This is a genomic window from Mycobacterium sp. NGS27 (assembly GCF_059813005.1).
Window position 1 is genome coordinate 19,587 of the sequence record NZ_JCALDT010000002.1, and the last position, 16,309, is coordinate 35,895.

General features: G+C 66.8%; 14 protein-coding genes and 1 pseudogene. 4 read left to right on the forward strand and 11 right to left on the reverse strand.

All coding sequences use genetic code 11. From position 1 onward, the window contains the following. Positions 1–8: 8 nt before the first annotated feature. The 9 genes and pseudogenes from AC5Y30_RS04585 to AC5Y30_RS04625 form a co-directional block, all read right to left on the reverse strand. Positions 9–1,163: an MCE family protein gene (locus AC5Y30_RS04585; RefSeq protein WP_499916845.1), complete on the reverse strand. Its 1,155-nt coding sequence runs from the start codon at positions 1,161–1,163 to the stop codon at positions 9–11. Further along, entirely contained in the window at positions 1,160–2,599 is a 1,440-nt protein-coding gene (locus tag AC5Y30_RS04590) for a virulence factor Mce family protein (RefSeq protein WP_499916847.1), read from the reverse strand. Before AC5Y30_RS04590 ends, AC5Y30_RS04585 begins: the two co-directional genes overlap by 4 nt. Beyond that, complete coding sequence (locus AC5Y30_RS04595) at positions 2,596–3,663, reverse strand: virulence factor Mce family protein (protein WP_499916849.1); 1,068 nt, start codon at positions 3,661–3,663, stop codon at positions 2,596–2,598. Before AC5Y30_RS04595 ends, AC5Y30_RS04590 begins: the two co-directional genes overlap by 4 nt. After that, on the reverse strand, positions 3,653–4,705 hold the full coding sequence (locus AC5Y30_RS04600; RefSeq protein WP_499916851.1) for a virulence factor Mce family protein: 1,053 nt from the start codon (positions 4,703–4,705) through the stop codon (positions 3,653–3,655). Before AC5Y30_RS04600 ends, AC5Y30_RS04595 begins: the two co-directional genes overlap by 11 nt. After that, positions 4,705–5,907 carry an MCE family protein gene (locus AC5Y30_RS04605; protein ID WP_499916853.1) on the reverse strand — a complete coding sequence of 401 codons (1,203 nt, stop codon included), beginning with the start codon at positions 5,905–5,907 and terminating at the stop codon, positions 4,705–4,707. The genes AC5Y30_RS04600 and AC5Y30_RS04605 overlap by 1 nt, the downstream gene beginning before the upstream one ends. 20 nt (positions 5,908–5,927) lie before the next feature. Further along, positions 5,928–6,770, reverse strand: coding sequence for an MlaE family ABC transporter permease (locus AC5Y30_RS04610; RefSeq protein WP_067355945.1), 843 nt, complete (start codon positions 6,768–6,770; stop codon positions 5,928–5,930). A gap of 19 nt (positions 6,771–6,789) precedes the next feature. Further along, the gene (locus tag AC5Y30_RS04615) at positions 6,790–7,554 is read right to left on the reverse strand and encodes an MlaE family ABC transporter permease (protein ID WP_007772499.1); all 765 of its coding nucleotides are present in this window, start codon (positions 7,552–7,554) and stop codon (positions 6,790–6,792) included. Positions 7,555–7,790: 236 nt separating this feature from the next. Further along, positions 7,791–8,696, reverse strand: a pseudogene (locus tag AC5Y30_RS04620) (3-oxoacyl-ACP reductase); the annotation flags it as partial. 111 nt (positions 8,697–8,807) lie between these two features. Beyond that, positions 8,808–8,999: a ferredoxin gene (locus tag AC5Y30_RS04625; RefSeq protein ID WP_499916856.1), complete on the reverse strand. Its 192-nt coding sequence runs from the start codon at positions 8,997–8,999 to the stop codon at positions 8,808–8,810. Between the two features lie 212 nt (positions 9,000–9,211). On the opposite strand from AC5Y30_RS04625, the gene AC5Y30_RS04630 reads away from it, so the two are divergent. The 4 genes from AC5Y30_RS04630 to AC5Y30_RS04645 all read left to right on the forward strand — a co-directional run bounded on the left by AC5Y30_RS04630 (position 9,212) and on the right by AC5Y30_RS04645 (position 13,829). Further along, positions 9,212–10,393 (forward strand): acyl-CoA dehydrogenase, encoded by a 1,182-nt coding sequence (locus AC5Y30_RS04630; protein ID WP_499916858.1) that lies wholly within the window; start codon positions 9,212–9,214, stop codon positions 10,391–10,393. Positions 10,394–10,422: 29 nt separating this feature from the next. Then, positions 10,423–11,520, forward strand: a complete 1,098-nt coding sequence (locus AC5Y30_RS04635) for an acyl-CoA dehydrogenase family protein (RefSeq protein ID WP_499916860.1) — start codon at positions 10,423–10,425, stop codon at positions 11,518–11,520. Positions 11,521–11,525: 5 nt separating this feature from the next. Next, the gene (fadD17, locus tag AC5Y30_RS04640; protein ID WP_499916862.1) at positions 11,526–13,037 is read left to right on the forward strand and encodes a long-chain-fatty-acid--CoA ligase FadD17; all 1,512 of its coding nucleotides are present in this window, start codon (positions 11,526–11,528) and stop codon (positions 13,035–13,037) included. A gap of 78 nt (positions 13,038–13,115) precedes the next feature. Further along, a complete protein-coding gene (locus tag AC5Y30_RS04645) occupies positions 13,116–13,829 on the forward strand; it encodes a serine hydrolase (protein WP_499916864.1) in 714 nt (237 codons plus the stop codon). Here AC5Y30_RS04645 and AC5Y30_RS04650 read toward each other — a convergent pair. Both AC5Y30_RS04650 and AC5Y30_RS04655 read right to left on the reverse strand, forming a co-directional pair. Continuing rightward, on the reverse strand, positions 13,815–15,365 hold the full coding sequence (locus tag AC5Y30_RS04650) for an acetolactate synthase large subunit (protein ID WP_499916866.1): 1,551 nt from the start codon (positions 15,363–15,365) through the stop codon (positions 13,815–13,817). The genes AC5Y30_RS04645 and AC5Y30_RS04650 overlap by 15 nt on opposite strands. Further along, complete coding sequence (locus AC5Y30_RS04655; RefSeq protein WP_499916868.1) at positions 15,362–16,189, reverse strand: amidohydrolase family protein; 828 nt, start codon at positions 16,187–16,189, stop codon at positions 15,362–15,364. Before AC5Y30_RS04655 ends, AC5Y30_RS04650 begins: the two co-directional genes overlap by 4 nt. Positions 16,190–16,309 lie beyond the last annotated feature (120 nt).

Here is a 16,309-nt window from a genome sequence, read left to right on the forward strand (position 1 = left end):
CCCGCCCCCTACTGTCCTGAAGCCGTGCCGGGCGGAATCTTGAACGGATCCGCGGCCTGTCCGGACAGGTTGGCCATCTCGCCGGTCAAGAAGTCCGGCGGGTTGAGGATCTCGTTCATGTGGGCCATGTTCGGGTCGAAATAGGCCGTCGTGAAGAAGGTTTCACCGAGGCGGCGCAGGGTGAGGTCGAAGGTGGTGAACACGTTGAGGTAGTCGCCACGCACGGCCTGCTTGATGCCGAAGTTGGGGAACGGGAACGTCAGCAACAACTGGAGCGAGGTGACGAAGTTCTTGCGGTTGTCGTTCAGCGCCTTGACCGCCGAGTAGAGGTCCTTCATGTCGGCGGCGAAGTCCACCTTGGTCTTTGCCAGGATGTTCGAGGTGACGTTCGCCAGTTTGTGCAGCGCGCCGAAGGCCTCCACGATGTGGTCGCGGTTCTTGTTCAGCACGCGAATCGCCTCGGGCAGCGTGTCGAGCGCCCGGCCGAGGTTGTCCTTGTCGTGCGCCAGGGTCGCCGAGAATCGGTTCAATCCGTCGACGGCATCGATGATGTCGTTGACCTGACGGTTGAGTCCCGAGGTCAGTTCCGCGAGCCGGGGAACCAGGTCGACGAACTGGTCCTGCCGGCCGGCGACCGCGCGATAGGTCTCATCGGTGATCTCTTCCAGGGCACCGACATTGCCCTTGTTCACCACCACGCCGAGCGCCGAGAGCACCTCCTCGGTGGTGGGATAGCGACCGGTGTTGGCCTCCGCGATCTTCGACCCGTCCTTCAGCTTGCCCACGGCCGGCTTGTCCTTCGGGCGCGCCAGGTCGATGTGCATGGAACCGAGCAGCGACGTCTGGGCGACCGTCGCGGTCGAGTTGGCGGGCAGCACGACATTCTTGTCGAGCGCCAGTTTCACTGCCGCATAGAACGATCCGTCGACGCGCTGTTCGGCCGAAATACCGGCGACGCTGCCGACCGTGACGTCGTCCACCATGACCGGAGAGTTCTGCGGCAGGGTCGCGACATCGGGCAGTTCGACGGTGATCGAGTAGGCGCCGCTACCGTGGCCGGCGGTGCCGGGCATCGCCAGCGAGTTCAGCCCGCTGAATTGGCAGCCGGCCAGCAACATGGCGCCCGACGCCAATACGCCTACGCGCAACGACATTCGGTTCATCCGCCACCGCCCAGGTCGGCCGCGGGCCCGTTGGGCGCCTGGCCCGGCGCCGGCCCCGGCAGCGGGCCGAAGGCGCTTCCGGGCGCTGGCCCCGGCGCCGGAGCGGCGCCCGGCGCCGATTGGCCCGGCGCGGGGCCGGCCTGCGGGGCCGTCGGTACCAGCAGGGCCTGCAGATCCGCCGGGTTCTGCGCGGCCGGCTGCGTCTGGGCGCCCTTCGCCGGAACCCAGGTCAGCTGGGGTACCGGGGTGGCGGCTTTGGCCTGCGTTTCGGGGGTGTCGTAGATGATCTGGCCCTTGTACGCCGTGATCGTGTTCAGCGGGTGGAACATCAGCGGCGGGTAGTTCGCGGTGAGCCGGCGCAGCACCGGCCCCAGCCGCTCACGGCAGAGTTCGGCGCGCTTGAAGTAGTCGGGCGCCCGTGGCCCGGCCGCGGTCTCGAAGGATCCACCGCAGATGAACTGCACGGGGTTGGCGAACTCCGGTATCGACAACAGGCCGTTCAGTGTGCCCTGTGCGGGGTCATAGATGTTGTAGAAGTTGGCGATACCCGGGCCCGCCACGTGCAGCACCTGCTCGATGTTGTCGCTCTGGTCGCTCAACGTCTTCGCGAAATCGTTGAGGTTGTTGACCGTGTCGACGATCGTCGAGTTGTTCTCGTGCAGGAAACCCCGGATGTCGGACAGCGCCACGTTCAGGGTGCCCAGCGTGGTGTCGAGGTGGCGCGAGCTGTCGGCGAGCACCTGTGACACCGAGGCGACGTTCCCGGCGAACTGGACGATCTGTTCGTTGCTGGACGATAGCGCGTTGACGAGTACCTGCAGATTCTTCACGGTGCCGAAGATGTCGCCGCGCGAATCGCCCAGCCGCCCAGCGGCTTGCGAAAGCTCGCGCAAGGCGTTGTGGAACGACTCGCCCTTGCCGTCGAAGGTGTCCGCGGCCTGGTTGATCGCCGCGCCCAACGGACCCTGCATCGATCCGGCCGTGGGGCCCAGTTGCACGGCCAGCTGCGTCAGCGATTCCTTGACCTCGTCCCACTCCACCGGGACCGCGGTGCGGTCCGGGCCGATGCTCGCGCCGTCGGCCATCGCCGGTCCGCCGGTGTAGGCGGGTGTCAGCTGAATGAAGCGGGCCGCCACCAGGTTCGGCGAGATGATGATCGCCTTGGCGTCCTTCGGGATCTTCACGTCCTTACTCACCGACATGGTGATCTTGACGTCGGACGGCCGCGGTTCGATCGTGTCGATGGTGCCGATGGGGACGCCGAGCACGCGCACCTGGTCACCGGGATACAGGCCGACCGCGGAGGCGAAGTAGCCGACGATCTTGCGGTTATTCGCTTGCGAGGTAAGCACATACACGCCACCCACCAGCACCGCGACGAGCGCGATGATGGTGGTGTAGCGCAGCCCCCTGCTGCCGAGGATCCGCTGCGTCACGGTGACTTCGGCCTGATGATCCAGCGTTCCTGAATCAACCCACGCAGGTAATCGGCGAGGCTGGCCGGCATCTTGCCCGGCTGGTAGAAGAAGTCGAACATGGTGGCAAGCAACGGCGCCGGGATCACGCCGTAGACGTTGACGTTGAACCCGGGTCCCGAACCAACCACCTCACCCAGCTCGGTGGCGTAGGTGGGCAGCCGCTTGAGGGCCTCGGCGATGTAGTCGCGGCGCTCGTTGAGGTTGGACAGCACGTCGTTGAGCTTGTTCAGCGCCGGACCGAATTCCTTGCGGTTATCGGCGACGAAGCCGGAGATCTGCGCCGAGAGGCCCCGGATTCCGGAGATCAGCTGCTCCAGGGCGCCCCGTCGTTCGTCGAGGGCGGCGAACAACTCGTTGCCGTCATCGACCAGTTTGTTGACCTGGTCGGCGCGCTGCGACAACACACCGGTGACCGATTTCGCGTGCGCCAGCAGGCTTTGCAGCGCCTCGTCGCGGCGGTCCAGGGTGCGCGACAGCGAGGTCACGCCGTCCAGCGCGCCGCGCAGCTGCGGGTTGGCGTCGTGCAGCGTGTCGGTCAGCACGTTCAACGCCTTCTCGAACTGCGGCTTGTCCAGGTTGTTGGCGTTCTGCCCCAGGTCCTCGAGCGCGCCGGCGAGCGTGTACGGGGTCGTCGTGCGGCTGAGCGGGATGGTGGTCGCCTTGCCGCCACCGGCCGGGGTCACGGAGATGGAACGCTCACCGAGGATGGTGTCGGTCCGGATCGCGGCCAGCGACTGGTCGCCGACGGCGACGTGGCGGTCGACGCTGAAGCTGATCTTGGCGCTGTCGCCGGCCAGGCCCACCGAGGTGACCTTGCCGACCTTGAAGCCCGAAACGTAAACGGCGTTGCCGGGATTGATGCCGCCGGCGTCGCTGAAGTAGGCGTCGTAGATTTTGCCCTGCGGCCAGAACGGTAATCCGGCGTAGCCGAACGCAATGAGCACGACACACACCACCAGCACCACGCCGAAGATGCCGGTGCGCAGTGGATCGCGCTCGCCCTGCCTTGCGTTACTTGGCAAAAGAGCACCTCCCCTTGCTGGGATCCACCTGGCCACCGAGCGGCAGCAGGATGTCGCTACCGGCCGGGCCGTTGATCTTGATCGTCACGGAGCAGAAGTAGATGTTGAAGAACGATCCGTAGGCACCCAATGCGGCCAGCCGCAGATAGTCCTCGCCGAGCTGCTCAACGTCGTTGTTCACCTCGGCCTTGCGGTTGTCCAGTTCGGTGGCCAGCGGGCGGGTGTTCTCCAGGATGCCCTGCAGCGGACGGCGCGAATTCTTCAGCAGCTCCGTCAGATCCGTCGTGGTCGACGCCAGCGGCGGGATGGCACCGGCGATGTCGTCCTTGTGCTGGGCGAGCCCGGTGATCAGTTGCTGAAGCTGGTCGACGCTGGCCGAGAACTGTGCGCTGCGTTGGTCCACGGTGGTCAGCACCGTGTTGAGGTTGTTGATCACGTCGCCGATGAGCTGGTCGCGCTGGCCCAGCGCCGAGGAGAACGCGCTGGTGTCGGCCAGCACGTTCGACAACGCCCCGCCCTGGCCTTGCAGCAACTGAATGACGGCGCCGCTGATGGTGTTGACCTTGTCGGCGTCAAGACCCTTGAGCACCGGTCGCAGTCCGCCCAGCAGCGCGTCGAGATCCAGTGCGGGCTGGGTGTGTTGGCTGTTGATCGTCCCGCCGGCAGGCAACTTCCGCAGTTCCCCGGGGCCCGACGTGATCTCCAGGAATCGGTCGCCGACCAGGTTTTCGTAGCGGATCACCGCGCGGGTGGACGAATACAGCGTGTAGCGCTTGTCGACTCCGAACTTCACGTCGATGGTGTTGTCCGGGTTGAGCTTGATGCCCGACACCGCGCCGACCGGGACCCCGGCGATGCGCACCTTCTGGCCGGATTTCAGCCGTGACACGTTGGTAAACGTTGCGTGGTAGGTACTTTCGGGCCCGAAGCGGAAATCGCCGAAGACCACCACCAGCCCCGCGGACACCAGCAGCATGGCCACCGCGAAGATGCTGACCTTGATGATCATCTCGCGGTGCGACGGCATTCCCGAGGCGGCCATCAGAAGTCGTCCCGTTCCGCGAAGGCACCGTGGAACAAGAACTGCAGCGTGGACGGCGCGTCGAACTGCAGCTCGGTGAAGGGCTCGTAGGGGATGTTCGCGTTGTCGGTCACCAGGAACGGGGAACGGAAGAACGATCCGCCCGTCTGCTTGGTCGGGATGTCCGGCAGCCCACGGCAGTTCGGGCCACCGGAGGCGTTGACGATCGGCAGCGATTCCGGATATACGTACGCCGGCGCGCCCAGCACGAAGCTCGACGACGTGAACAGGCCGGCCTTGCGGACACCGAGCAGCGGGGCGAATTCTTTGATACCGCGCTCGATCCCGGCGAACAGGCAGCCGAATTCCGGTGAGTAGTCGGCGGCCACCTTCAGCGGGGCCCGCAGCCGGTTGATGGTGTCGATGAAGTCCTGTTCGGCCGGAGCCAGGGTTTCATAGGCGTTGTTCGACAGCCCGATGGTGGCCAACAGCGTGCTGTCGAGATTCTTCTGCTGGTCCACGACCGTCTTGTCGATCGTCGGCAGGTTGTCGACCACGGTCGTCAGGTCCGGCGCGGCGTCGGCGTACACGTTGGCCACGACCCCGGCCTTGCGGAAGTCCTCCTGCAGCGCGGGCAGCTTCGGATTCGCCTGGCGGGTCAACGTATTCAAGCCCGACAGGATGCCACCCAGGTCGTCGCCGTGGCCGCGCAGGCCTTCCGCGAACGCGCTCAACGTGCCGTTGAGTTCGACCGGATCGACCTTGTGCAGCAGGTCCATCAACGACTGGAACAAGGTGTTGACTTCCAGCTGCACCGAGGATGCCGCCACGTGCGCGTCCGGACGCAGGGACGTCGGCGAAGGCGCCTGCGGCGGAATGAATTCCACCGCCTTGGCACCGAAGATGGTGTTACCCGCGAGGCGCACTGTCGCATTGGATGGGATGAAATGCATGTCGTCGCTGTTGATGCCCAGCGTCAGCCGCGCCTGGTCACCGGAATAGTCGATCGTTTCGACCTTGCCGATCTGGATACCGCGGTATTTGACCTTGGCGCCCTTCTCCATCACCAGGCCGGCCCGCGGCGCCGACACCGTGACGGTGTCGATCGATGCGAAGGCCGCTGTGTAGGAAAGATAGGTCAGCACAACGAAAGCGACCAAGAGACCGGCCAGCACCGCTGCTGCCAGCCGGACGGTTGAGCGTCGCGCGTCTGTGTCTGCCATGTCCCTTGTGAGCGGTCCTCTTATCCGGAGAGGTTGAAGTTACCGGAAGCCCCATACACAGCGAGCGAGATGAACAACGTAATGACGACCACCACGATCAGCGAAGTCCGCACGGCCTGGCCGACCGCAATCCCGACTCCCACCGGGCCGCCGTGGGCGTTGTAGCCGTAATAGGTGTGGACGAGCATGACCGCGATGGACATCACGATGGCCTGCAAAAACGACCACAACAGGTCGGACGGGATCAGGAACGTATTGAAGTAGTGGTCGTACAGGCCTTTTGACTGCCCGTTGATGTACACCGTGGTGAAGCGAGCGGCGAAGAACGCGGCCAGCACCGACAGCGAGTACAGCGGGATGATCGCGATGAGGCCCGCAATCAGGCGGGTCGACACCAGATAGGACACCGAGTGCACCGCCATGCATTCGACGGCATCGATCTCCTCGGACACCCGCATGGCACCCAGTTGGGCGGTGGCGCCGGCACCGATGGTGGCGGCCAGCGCGATACCGGCGATCACCGGCGCGACCACCCGCACGTTGAGGAACGCCGACAGGAATCCGGTCAGCGCCTCGATGCCGATGTTGCCCAGCGACGAATACCCCTGCACGGCAATGACACCGCCGGAGGCCAGGGTCAAGAAGGCGGCCACACCGACCGTGCCGCCGATCATGACCAGAGCTCCCGCGCCCATCGTCATCTCGGCGATCAGCCGGACGGTCTCCTTGCGGTAGCGGGTGAGCGCATTGGGGACATACCGCATCGTCTGGCCGTAGAACAGCGCTTGCTCGCCGAAGTCATCGACTGGGTCCTGGAGCCGGGAGGCGATATTGCGCAGCCGGTACGTGATGTCGTAACTCATTGCGTGCTTACCCGTCCCATCACTTCGCCGAGATTCGCACGCCGATGGCGGTCATCACCACATTGATCACGAACAGACAGATGAAGGCGTAGACCACGGTTTCGTTGACCGCGTTCCCGACGCCTTTGGGCCCACCCTTGACGGTCAGGCCCCGGTAGCAGCCCACCATGCCGGCCATCACGCCGAACAGCAGCGCCTTGACTTCGGCGAGCACCAGCTCGCGCAGCCCGGTAAGCACGGTCAATCCATTGATGAACGCGCCGGGATTGACGCCCTGCAGAAAGACGGAGAACACATAGCCACCGGAAAGGCCGATGGCGCACACCAAACCGTTGAGCAGCAGCGCCACCACCGTGGAGGCCAGCACGCGCGGCACGACCAGCCGCTGGATCGGGTCGATGCCGAGCACCCGCATCGCGTCGATCTCCTCACGGATGGTGCGGGCGCCGAGGTCCGCACAGATCGCGGTGGCGCCGGCACCGGCCACGACGAGCACCGTCACCACCGGACCCAGCTGGGTGATGGTTCCGAACGCCGTCCCAGCGCCGGACAGGTCGGCGGCGCCGATCTCGCGGAGCAGGATGTTGAGGGTGAAGGCCACCAGGACGGTGAACGGGATGGATACCAGCAGCGTGGGGACCAACGACACCCGCGCGATCATCCAGGTCTGGTCGAGGAACTCACCGAACTGAAACGGCCGGCGGAAAGCCGCTCGGCCGGTATCCAACATCATTTCGAAAAATCCGCCGACGGCGCGGGCGGGAACCGCAAGTTGTTCCCTCAACGCGGTTCCCCCCTCGGTTCGGTCTCGGCGAAGTCTATGTCTGGCCTTTGCGTCGGCTACTGTCCCACGGGGCTCGGTGTGAGCCGGATCATATTAACCCAGAACAAGTTCACCATGTCAATGAACAGCATTTCCGTATCTGAACTGTTAATTTGCCAGGTCAGAAGCACTTGGCACGTGTCAAACTGACACACGTTCTACCTGGCGATTTGGCGCTTTCGACCAGGTTTCCGGTGTTATTGCTCCATCAGCGCGCCAGCGGAAAAATTGTGCTCAGGATCACGGCCAGCAAAGTAATCCTGCAGCGTCGAGCTCAGCTGCGCAGGGTCCCAGGCGCCACCATCGGCGACGAATTTACGCTCCGCGGTCGGTGCGGCCACCAAAGTCACCTGTGGACCGTAGACGATGAACACCTGACCGTTCACCTCGCCGGCCGCCGGGGACGACAGGAACGTCACCAGATTCACCACGTGCTCGGGCGACAACGGGTCGACACCGCCGGCTTCCACCTCCGGTGCGTCGCCGAACACGTCGGCCGTCATCGCGGTGCGCGCGCGGGGGCAGATGGCGTTGGCGCATACCCCGTAGCGGCCCAGCGCCCGTGCGGCCGTCAGGGTCAGCGAAATGATGCCCGCCTTGGCGGCACCGTAGTTCGCCTGCCCGACCGGCCCGACCAGCCCGGCCTCCGAAGCGGTGTTGACGATGCGCCCGAAGATCCGGCCGCCGGAGTCCTTGGCCTTGGAACGCCAGTAGGTCGCCGCGTTGCGGGTCAGCAGGAAGTGACCGCGCAGGTGCACCGCAATGACGAGATCCCACTCCTCGTCGGACATGTTGAACAGCATCCGGTCGCGGGTGATCCCGGCGTTGTTGATCACGATGTCGAGGCCACCCAACGAGTCGGCCTGAGCAACCAACTCGTCGGCGGTGGCGCGTTCGCTGATATCGCCGGCCACGGCGACGGCCTTCGAACCGGCCGAGTTGATCTCGTCGATGACGTCGGAGGCATCCAGCGCCGCGGCGATGTCGTTGACGACGACGGTTGCGCCCTGGCGCGCCAGGCCGAGCGCCTCGGCGCGTCCCAGGCCCGCGGCCGCACCGGTCACCACCGCGACCTTTCCGGACAGATCGGTAGCGTTCGTGCTGGCGCCCGGCGACGATGCAGACCGTGCAGCGGTCTGAGAAGAAGCCGGGTCATAAGGCCTAGTCAATTTATGAATACCTCTAGTTTCTCGGTTCCGCGCTCTGGGCTCGGATTAGTCGGCGCGCTGAAGTGCCGCGCGCGGGCATTCGGCGATCGCCTGCTCGGCCAGTTGCTCCTGATCGGCGGGAATCGGGTCGAGCTTCACCACTGCGTAATCCTCGTCGTCCAGGTCGAAGATATCTGGGGCAATTCCCAGGCACACTGCGTTACCTTCGCACCGGTCACGGTCCACGATCACCCGCACAGCACCCTCCTTGAACCTGGCCATCACCGCAGGACTCGCCTCATCAGCATGTAGGTCCACCATAGGACCCCGACACCGCTGGGGAAACGGTCGCTGGATTCCCAGACTAGAACGTGTTACAACCGGGGAGGCGAACGGGTAGCCGTTGGTCGAGCTGCAGCCTGTGATGAGGCTTGCTACTCCGAACGTCGTTAACTTCGAGGACGGCCGAAATGCGTATCAGTTACACCCCGGAGCAAGAGGACCTGCGTCGCGAGCTGCGGTCGTACTTCACCGAGCTGATGACCCCCGAGCGCCGGGAGGCGCTGACCTCTTCAGGGGGCGGCGAGGTCGGCACCGGCACCGCGTACCGCGACACCGTCGCGCAGATGGGCAAGGACGGGTGGCTCACCCTGAACTGGCCCAAGGAATACGGCGGTCAGGACCGCTCCCCGATGGACTCGCTGATCTTCACCGACGAGGCCGCCATCGCCGGCGTGCCGGTGCCGTTCCTGACCATCAACAGCGTGGCGCCGACCATCATGGCGTTCGGCACCGAGGAACAGAAGAAGTTCTTCCTGCCCAAGATCGCCGCCGGCGAATTGCACTTCTCCATCGGCTACTCCGAGCCCGGCGCCGGCACCGACCTGGCCAACTTGCGCACCACCGCGGTACGCGACGGTGACGACTACGTCATCAACGGCCAGAAGATGTGGACCAGCCTGATCGCCTACGCGGACTGGGTGTGGCTGGCGGTGCGCACCAACCCCGAGGCCAAGAAGCACCGCGGCATTTCGATGCTGACCGTGCCGACCACCGCCGAGGGCTTCTCCTGGACGCCGGTGCACACCATGGCCGGCGTGGACACCAGCGCCACCTATTACTCCGATGTGCGCGTCCCGGTGACCAACCTGGTCGGCGAGGAGAACGGCGGCTGGAAACTGGTGACCAACCAGCTCAACCACGAGCGGGTCGCGCTCGTCTCGCCGCAACCGATCTTCCTGGCCCTGCGTGAGGTCCGCGAATGGGCGCAGAACACCAAGGACGCCGGCGGCGCCCGGCTGATCGATTCCGAGTGGGTGCAGCTCAACCTGGCCCGCGTGCACGCCAAGGCCGAGGTGCTCAAGCTGATCAACTGGGAGCTGGCCTCGGCGTCCAGTGAAGCGTTGAACCCGGCCGACGCGTCGGCGGCCAAGGTGTACGGCACCGAGCTGGCCACCGAGGCCTACCGGCTGCTGATGGAGGTGCTCGGCACCGCCGCGACGGTGCGCCAGAATTCGCCGGGTGCGTTGCTGCGCGGACGGGTCGAGCGGATGCACCGGGCCTGCCTGATCCTCACCTTCGGCGGCGGCACCAACGAGGTGCAGCGCGACATCATCGGCATGGTCGCCCTCGGTCTGCCCCGAAACCGCTGAGCCGCTACGTAATAGAAGGACGGACGTTCATGGATTTCACCACCACCGAAGCGGCCAACGACCTGGGCAACCTGGTCGACACCATCGTGGACTCGGTTTGCACACCCGAACACCAGCGTAAGCTCGACGGGCTCGATCAACGGTTCGACCGCGACCTGTGGCGCAAGCTGATCGACGCGGGCATCCTGTCCAGCGCGTCGGCCTCGTCGCTGGGCGGCGACGGCTTCGGGGCGCTGGAGCAGATCGCGATCCTGGTCGCGCTGGGACGCCAGCTGGCCGCGGTGCCCTACCTGGAGTCGGTGGTGCTCGGCGCCGGAGCGCTGGCCCGGTTCGGCTCCGAAGAGCTGCAACAGAGCTGGGGGGTGCCCGCGGTCAACGGCGAGAAGACGCTGGCCGTCGCCCTCGACGGCGAGATGGGCGAGGGTTCCCTCCAGGCGGCCGGTTCCGGCGCCGGCTATCGGCTGACCGGAACCCGCACCCAGGTCGGCTTCGGCCCGGTCGCCGACGCGTTCCTGGTTCCCGCCGAAACGGATTCCGGCACCGCGGTTTTCCTGGTCGCCGCCGACGATCCCGGCGTCACGGTGACCGCGCTGGAAACCACCGGCCTGGGCAGCGTCGGGCACCTCGCGCTGGAAGGGACCCCGGTGGACGAGAGCCGCAAGGTCGGCGGCGCCGAGGTCGTGACGTGGCTTGGCACGCTGGGGACGTTGGGCCGCAGCGCTTTCCAGCTCGGAGTGCTCGAGCGCGGCCTGCAGATGACGGCCGAGTACGCGCGCGAGCGCGAACAGTTCGACCGCCCGATCGGCAGCTTCCAGGCGGTGTCGCAGCGACTGGCCGACGGCTACATCGACGTCAAAGGTCTGCGGCTCACGCTGACGCAGGCGGCCTGGCGGGTCTCGGAGGACATCCCGGCCGAGGTCGACGTCGCGAGTGCGGCGTTCTGGGCGGCGGACGCCGGACACCGGGTGGCGCACACCATCGTGCACGTGCACGGCGGCGTCGGCGTCGACACCGATCACCCCGCGCACCGCTACTTCTTGGCCGCCAAGGAGATCGAGTTCGCCCTCGGCGGCGCCACCGGCCAGCTGCGCCGGATCGGCCGGGAGCTGGCCGAGACGCCCGCTTAGGCGCAATGGAACTCACCGACGACCTGACCGTCACCAAGCTGCTGGCGCCGCTGACCGAGATCGACGATCGCGGCATCCACTTCGAAAACGCGTTCACCAGCTGGCGCGATCACCTGCAGCACGGTGCCGTGATCGCCGCGACGTTGCGCGCGCGGCTCGACCCCAGCCGGCCGCCGCATGTCGGCGTGCTGCTGGAGAACACCCCCTTCTTCTCGGCGATGCTGGTGGCGGCGGGAATGTCGGGGATCGTGCCGGTCGGGCTCAACCCGGTGCGCCGCGGCGATGCGCTGCGCCGCGACATCGCCCGCGCCGACTGCCAATTGGTGCTGGCCGACTCGAAATCTTCTGAGACGCTGGGCGACATCGAGCACCTGAACGCCGACTCGCCCGAGTGGGCCGACAAGGTCGCGGCGCACCGCGACGCGCCGATCTCTTTTCAGGCGGCCTCGCCGGCGGATCTCTTCATGTTGATCTTCACGTCGGGCACCAGTGGCGAGCCGAAGGCGGTCAAGTGCAGCCACGGCAAGGTCGCGATCGCGGGTGTGACGATGACGCAGCGTTTCGGCCTCGGGCGCGACGACGTCTGCTACGTGTCGATGCCGCTGTTTCATTCCAACGCGGTGCTGGTAGGTTGGGCCGTCGCGGCGGCCTGCCAGGGCTCAATGGCGTTGCGGCGCAAGTTTTCCGCCTCGAACTTCATCGTCGATGTCCGTCGCTACGGTGCCACCTATGCGAACTACGTGGGCAAGCCCCTGTCGTATGTGCTCGCCACGCCGGAGCAGCCCGACGATGCCGACAACCCGCTGCGCGCGGTCTACGGCAATGAGGGCGTGCCCGAAGACATCGAGCGCTTCGGGCGCAGGTTCGGGTGTGTGGTGCAGGACGGGTTCGGCTCCACCGAAGGCGGCGTGGCCATCGCGCGCACGCCCGATACGCCGGCCGGTTCACTGGGCCCGCTTCCCAACGGCATCGACATCGTCGATCCCGACACCGGCTCGTCGTGCCCGCCGGGTGTGGTCGGCGAACTGGTCAACACCGCGGGACCGGGCCGTTTCGAGGGCTACTACAACGACGTCACGGCCGAGGCCGAGCGGATGGCCGGCGGCGTGTACCACAGCGGTGACCTGGCCTACCGCGACGACGCCGGCTACGCGTACTTCGCTGGGCGGCTGGGTGATTGGATGCGAGTCGACGGTGAGAACCTCGGCGCGGCTCCGATCGAACGGGTGTTGCTGCGCCACCCCGACGTCACCGAGGCCGTGGTGTATCCGGTGCCGGACCCGGTAGTCGGCGACCAGGTGATGGCCGCGTTGGTGCTGGCGCCGGGCGCCGAGTTCGAGGACGAGAAATTCCGTGCCTTCCTGGCCGAGCAAACCGATCTGGGGCCCAAACAGTGGCCGTCGTACGTGCGGATCTGCGCCGAACTCCCGCGGACGGCGACCTTCAAGGTGCTCAAGCGACAGCTGGCCGCTCAGGGTGTCGAGTGCGGCGACCCGGTGTGCAAGATCCGCCGTTGACTTTCCACCCGAGCAGTAAACTCAGCGTTTGATGAAAACCCGCGAAGTCGTCGCCGGCTCGGCCGTGGCAACCAGGGCATGACCGCACGGCCTCTCGAACTCGCGCTGGAAGCGAGCTTCGAACAGCTTTCCGCCGCGGTGCCGGCGAACGTCGGCGTCGCAATCGCCCGCCCGGACCGAACGTTCTCGCTGGGCAGCTGGTGGTCGGGCGTGGCGTGGTCGACGATCAAGGTTCCCCTGGCGATAGCGGCGCTGCGCAACGATTGGCTGGGTGCCCGCGATTTGGCCGTGAAAGCCATCACCGAATCCGACAATCGCGCCTCCGAGCAGTTGTGGTCGCAATTGGGCGAGCCGATGGACGCCGCGCGACGGGTTCAGGTCGTGGTGGCCGAAGGCGGCGACACCGCGACGGTGGTCGAATCACGACGGCTCCGCCGCGGGTTCACCGCTTTCGGCCAAACCGAGTGGAGCCTGCAACGGCAAGCTCGGTTCGCCGCGGAGTTGTCGACCATCCCGGACGCCGTCGAAGTGATCGATCTCATGCAACGCCTGGTGGCCGGCGATCGGTGGGGGCTGGCCGCGAAAGGCCTTGCCGCGAAGGGCGGTTGGGGGCCGGGCGTACACGGCGGGTACCTGGTCCGCCAGTTCGGCATCGTTCCCACCCCTTCCGGCCAGTGGGGTGTGGCACTCGCCGCTGACGCGGACGACGGCGCTTTCGAGACGGGCGTCGACGTGGTCGATACGCTGACCGACTGGCTGCTGAGCCGGCTGCCGACGCTAGCCCGTTATTGACGGCACCACGGCGTCGATCAGGTGCGGCCCAGGTTCGGCGAAGGCGGCGCGCAGCGCATCGGCCAGTTCCTCGGCGGTGGTGACGCGCCGGGCGGGCACCCCCATGCCCTCGCTGATCTTCACGAAATCCATTGTGGGGTCCGACAAATCGAGTAGCGCGAGCGCTTCCGGCCCGGGGGTCGACCCGGCGCCGACGCGTTGCAGCTCGATCCGGAGGATGTCGTAGGCGCTGTTGTTGTACAGCACGGTGGTCACGTTGAGATTCTCGCGGGCCTGGGTCCACAACCCCGAAATCGTATACATCGCCGAGCCATCGGACTCCAAACACAGCACCGGACGATGCGGGGCGGCCACCGCGGCACCGACCGCCGCCGGCATGCCGTAACCGATCGCCCCGCCGGTCAGCGTCAGCCAGTCGTGCGCCGGCGCGCCCGCGGTCGCGCCCGCGAGCAACACGCCCGAGGTGTTCGACTCGTCGACCACGATCGCGGCTTCGGGCAGCAGCGCCCCGATCACGTCGGCGGCCGACGCGGAGGTCAGCGCGCCCGTCGGCAGCTGGGGACGCGAAGCGGGCGCCACCGGAGCCTCGGTGCCGGGCGCGACCTGATCGGCCAGGGCGATCAAAGCGTCTGCGGCGCCGCTGTATTCGGCGAGCACGTGGACCTCGCAGCCGGCCGGAACCAGATCGCTGGGCATGTTGGGGTAGGCGAAGAACGACACCGGCGACGTGGCGCCGGCCAGCACCAGATGCTTGGCACCGTTGAGTTGGGCGGTGGCGGCCTCGGCGAAATACGCGAGCCGGTCTACGGCGGGGACGCCGGCGCCGCGCTCCAGCCGGGCCGGAAAGGTTTCGCACAGCACGCGGGCACCGGTCGCCGCCGCTATGCGGGTGGCCGCCGCCAGCCCGGCCTTGCGGGTGCCATCGCCGCCCACCATGATCACCGTCGGCTCCCCGGAGCGAAGCACCTCGAGCACCTCGGGCGCCAGCAGCGGATCGGCGCCCGTCGGTTGGGCCTCCAGGTTGGAGAACAACTGGGCCCCCTCCGACCACGACACGTCGGCGGGCAGGATCAACGTCGAGATCTGCGAACCCCACCGGCTGGCCGCGATGCCCTCGACGGCATCGGCCGAGACCTGGGAGGCGTCACCGGTCCGCCGTACCCAGCCCGAGACGGTGCCGGCGAGCGCGTCGATGTCGGATTCCAGTGGGGCGTCGTACTTTTTGTGATAGGTGGCGTGGTCGCCGACGACCACCACCATCGGCACCCGCGCGCGACGCGCGTTGTGCAGGTTGGCCAGGCCGTTGCCCAGCCCGGGGCCCAGGTGCAGCAGCACCGCGGCCGGGCGATCGGCGATGCGCGCGTAGCCGTCGGCCGCGCCGGTGGCAACGCCTTCGAACAATGCCAGCACGCCGCGCATGCGCGGGACGGCGTCCAGGGCGGCGACGAAGTGCATCTCCGACGTGCCCGGGTTGGCGAAACACACGTCGACACCGCCGTCGACCAGGGTGTTGATCAGGGCCTGGGCACCGTTCACTTCACTGCCTCCAGTCGGAAAACTCGTTCGGCGTTGCCGCGCAGGAAATCTCGGCGAGCCTCGTCGGACAGCCCGAGCTGGTCCAGTCCCGCCAACGCGTGCTCGTGGGTGATCATCGGATAATTGGTGCCGAACAACACTTTTCGTTGCCCGGTACCGGTCTTCATGAATCGGACCAGTTCGTCCGGCAACCGCTTGATCGTGTACGCCGAGGTATCGATGTAGACGTTCTCGTGCTTGCGGGCCACCGCGACCATCTCCTCGGTCCAGGGATAGCCGACGTGGCCGCAGACGATCACCAGCTCCGGGAAATCGAGCGCCACCTGGTCGATGTAGGGAATCGGCCGGCCGGTCTCCGACGGGCGCAACGGGCCGGTATGGCCGACCTGCGTGCAGAACGGCACGCCGGACTCTACGCACTCGGCGAACAGCGGATAGTAGCGACGGTCGGTGGGCGGGGCGTTCCACAACCACGGCACCACCCGCAGCCCGACGAACCCGCCGTCGGCTACCCGGCGCCGCAGCTCGCGGACGGCTTCCATCGGGCGGTCCAGGTCGACGGCGGCCAGGCCGGCGAGCCGCTGCGGGTGCGCGGCAACCCATTGCGCCACCTCGTCGTTGGAGACCAGGTCCTCTCCACCCGGGCCGCGCCAGGCGCTGAGCACACCCAGTTCGACGCCGGCGGCGTCCATCGATGCCAGGGTCGCCTCGATCGGAATATCGGTGTCGGGGATCGTCCCGCCCGTCCACCGCCGCAGGGATGCGAGCATGTCGCTGCGCAGAAACCGCGCGGTCGGATGCTGCATCCAGACATCGATCGTCATGCGATTGGACTTTAGCCCGCCGACGATGCGCGCCGCGGAGCGGCGGGAGGTGGGGGTACCCCCAGCCGCTCAGCGGCGAGGGGGCGAGGCGGGCAATCAGCTCTAGACCGGTCCCGGCCG

Coding starts and splice junctions, on each gene's coding strand:
- AC5Y30_RS04655 (WP_499916868.1), bottom strand. CDS start 16,189: ATGACGATCGATGTCTGGATGCAGCATCCGACCGCGCGGTTTCTGCGC.
- AC5Y30_RS04645 (WP_499916864.1), top strand. CDS start 13,116: ATGACCGCACGGCCTCTCGAACTCGCGCTGGAAGCGAGCTTCGAACAG.
- AC5Y30_RS04585 (WP_499916845.1), bottom strand. CDS start 1,163: ATGAACCGAATGTCGTTGCGCGTAGGCGTATTGGCGTCGGGCGCCATG.
- AC5Y30_RS04600 (WP_499916851.1), bottom strand. CDS start 4,705: ATGGCCGCCTCGGGAATGCCGTCGCACCGCGAGATGATCATCAAGGTC.
- fadD17 (WP_499916862.1), top strand. CDS start 11,526: ATGGAACTCACCGACGACCTGACCGTCACCAAGCTGCTGGCGCCGCTG.
- AC5Y30_RS04610 (WP_067355945.1), bottom strand. CDS start 6,770: ATGAGTTACGACATCACGTACCGGCTGCGCAATATCGCCTCCCGGCTC.
- AC5Y30_RS04635 (WP_499916860.1), top strand. CDS start 10,423: ATGGATTTCACCACCACCGAAGCGGCCAACGACCTGGGCAACCTGGTC.
- AC5Y30_RS04630 (WP_499916858.1), top strand. CDS start 9,212: ATGCGTATCAGTTACACCCCGGAGCAAGAGGACCTGCGTCGCGAGCTG.
- AC5Y30_RS04605 (WP_499916853.1), bottom strand. CDS start 5,907: ATGGCAGACACAGACGCGCGACGCTCAACCGTCCGGCTGGCAGCAGCG.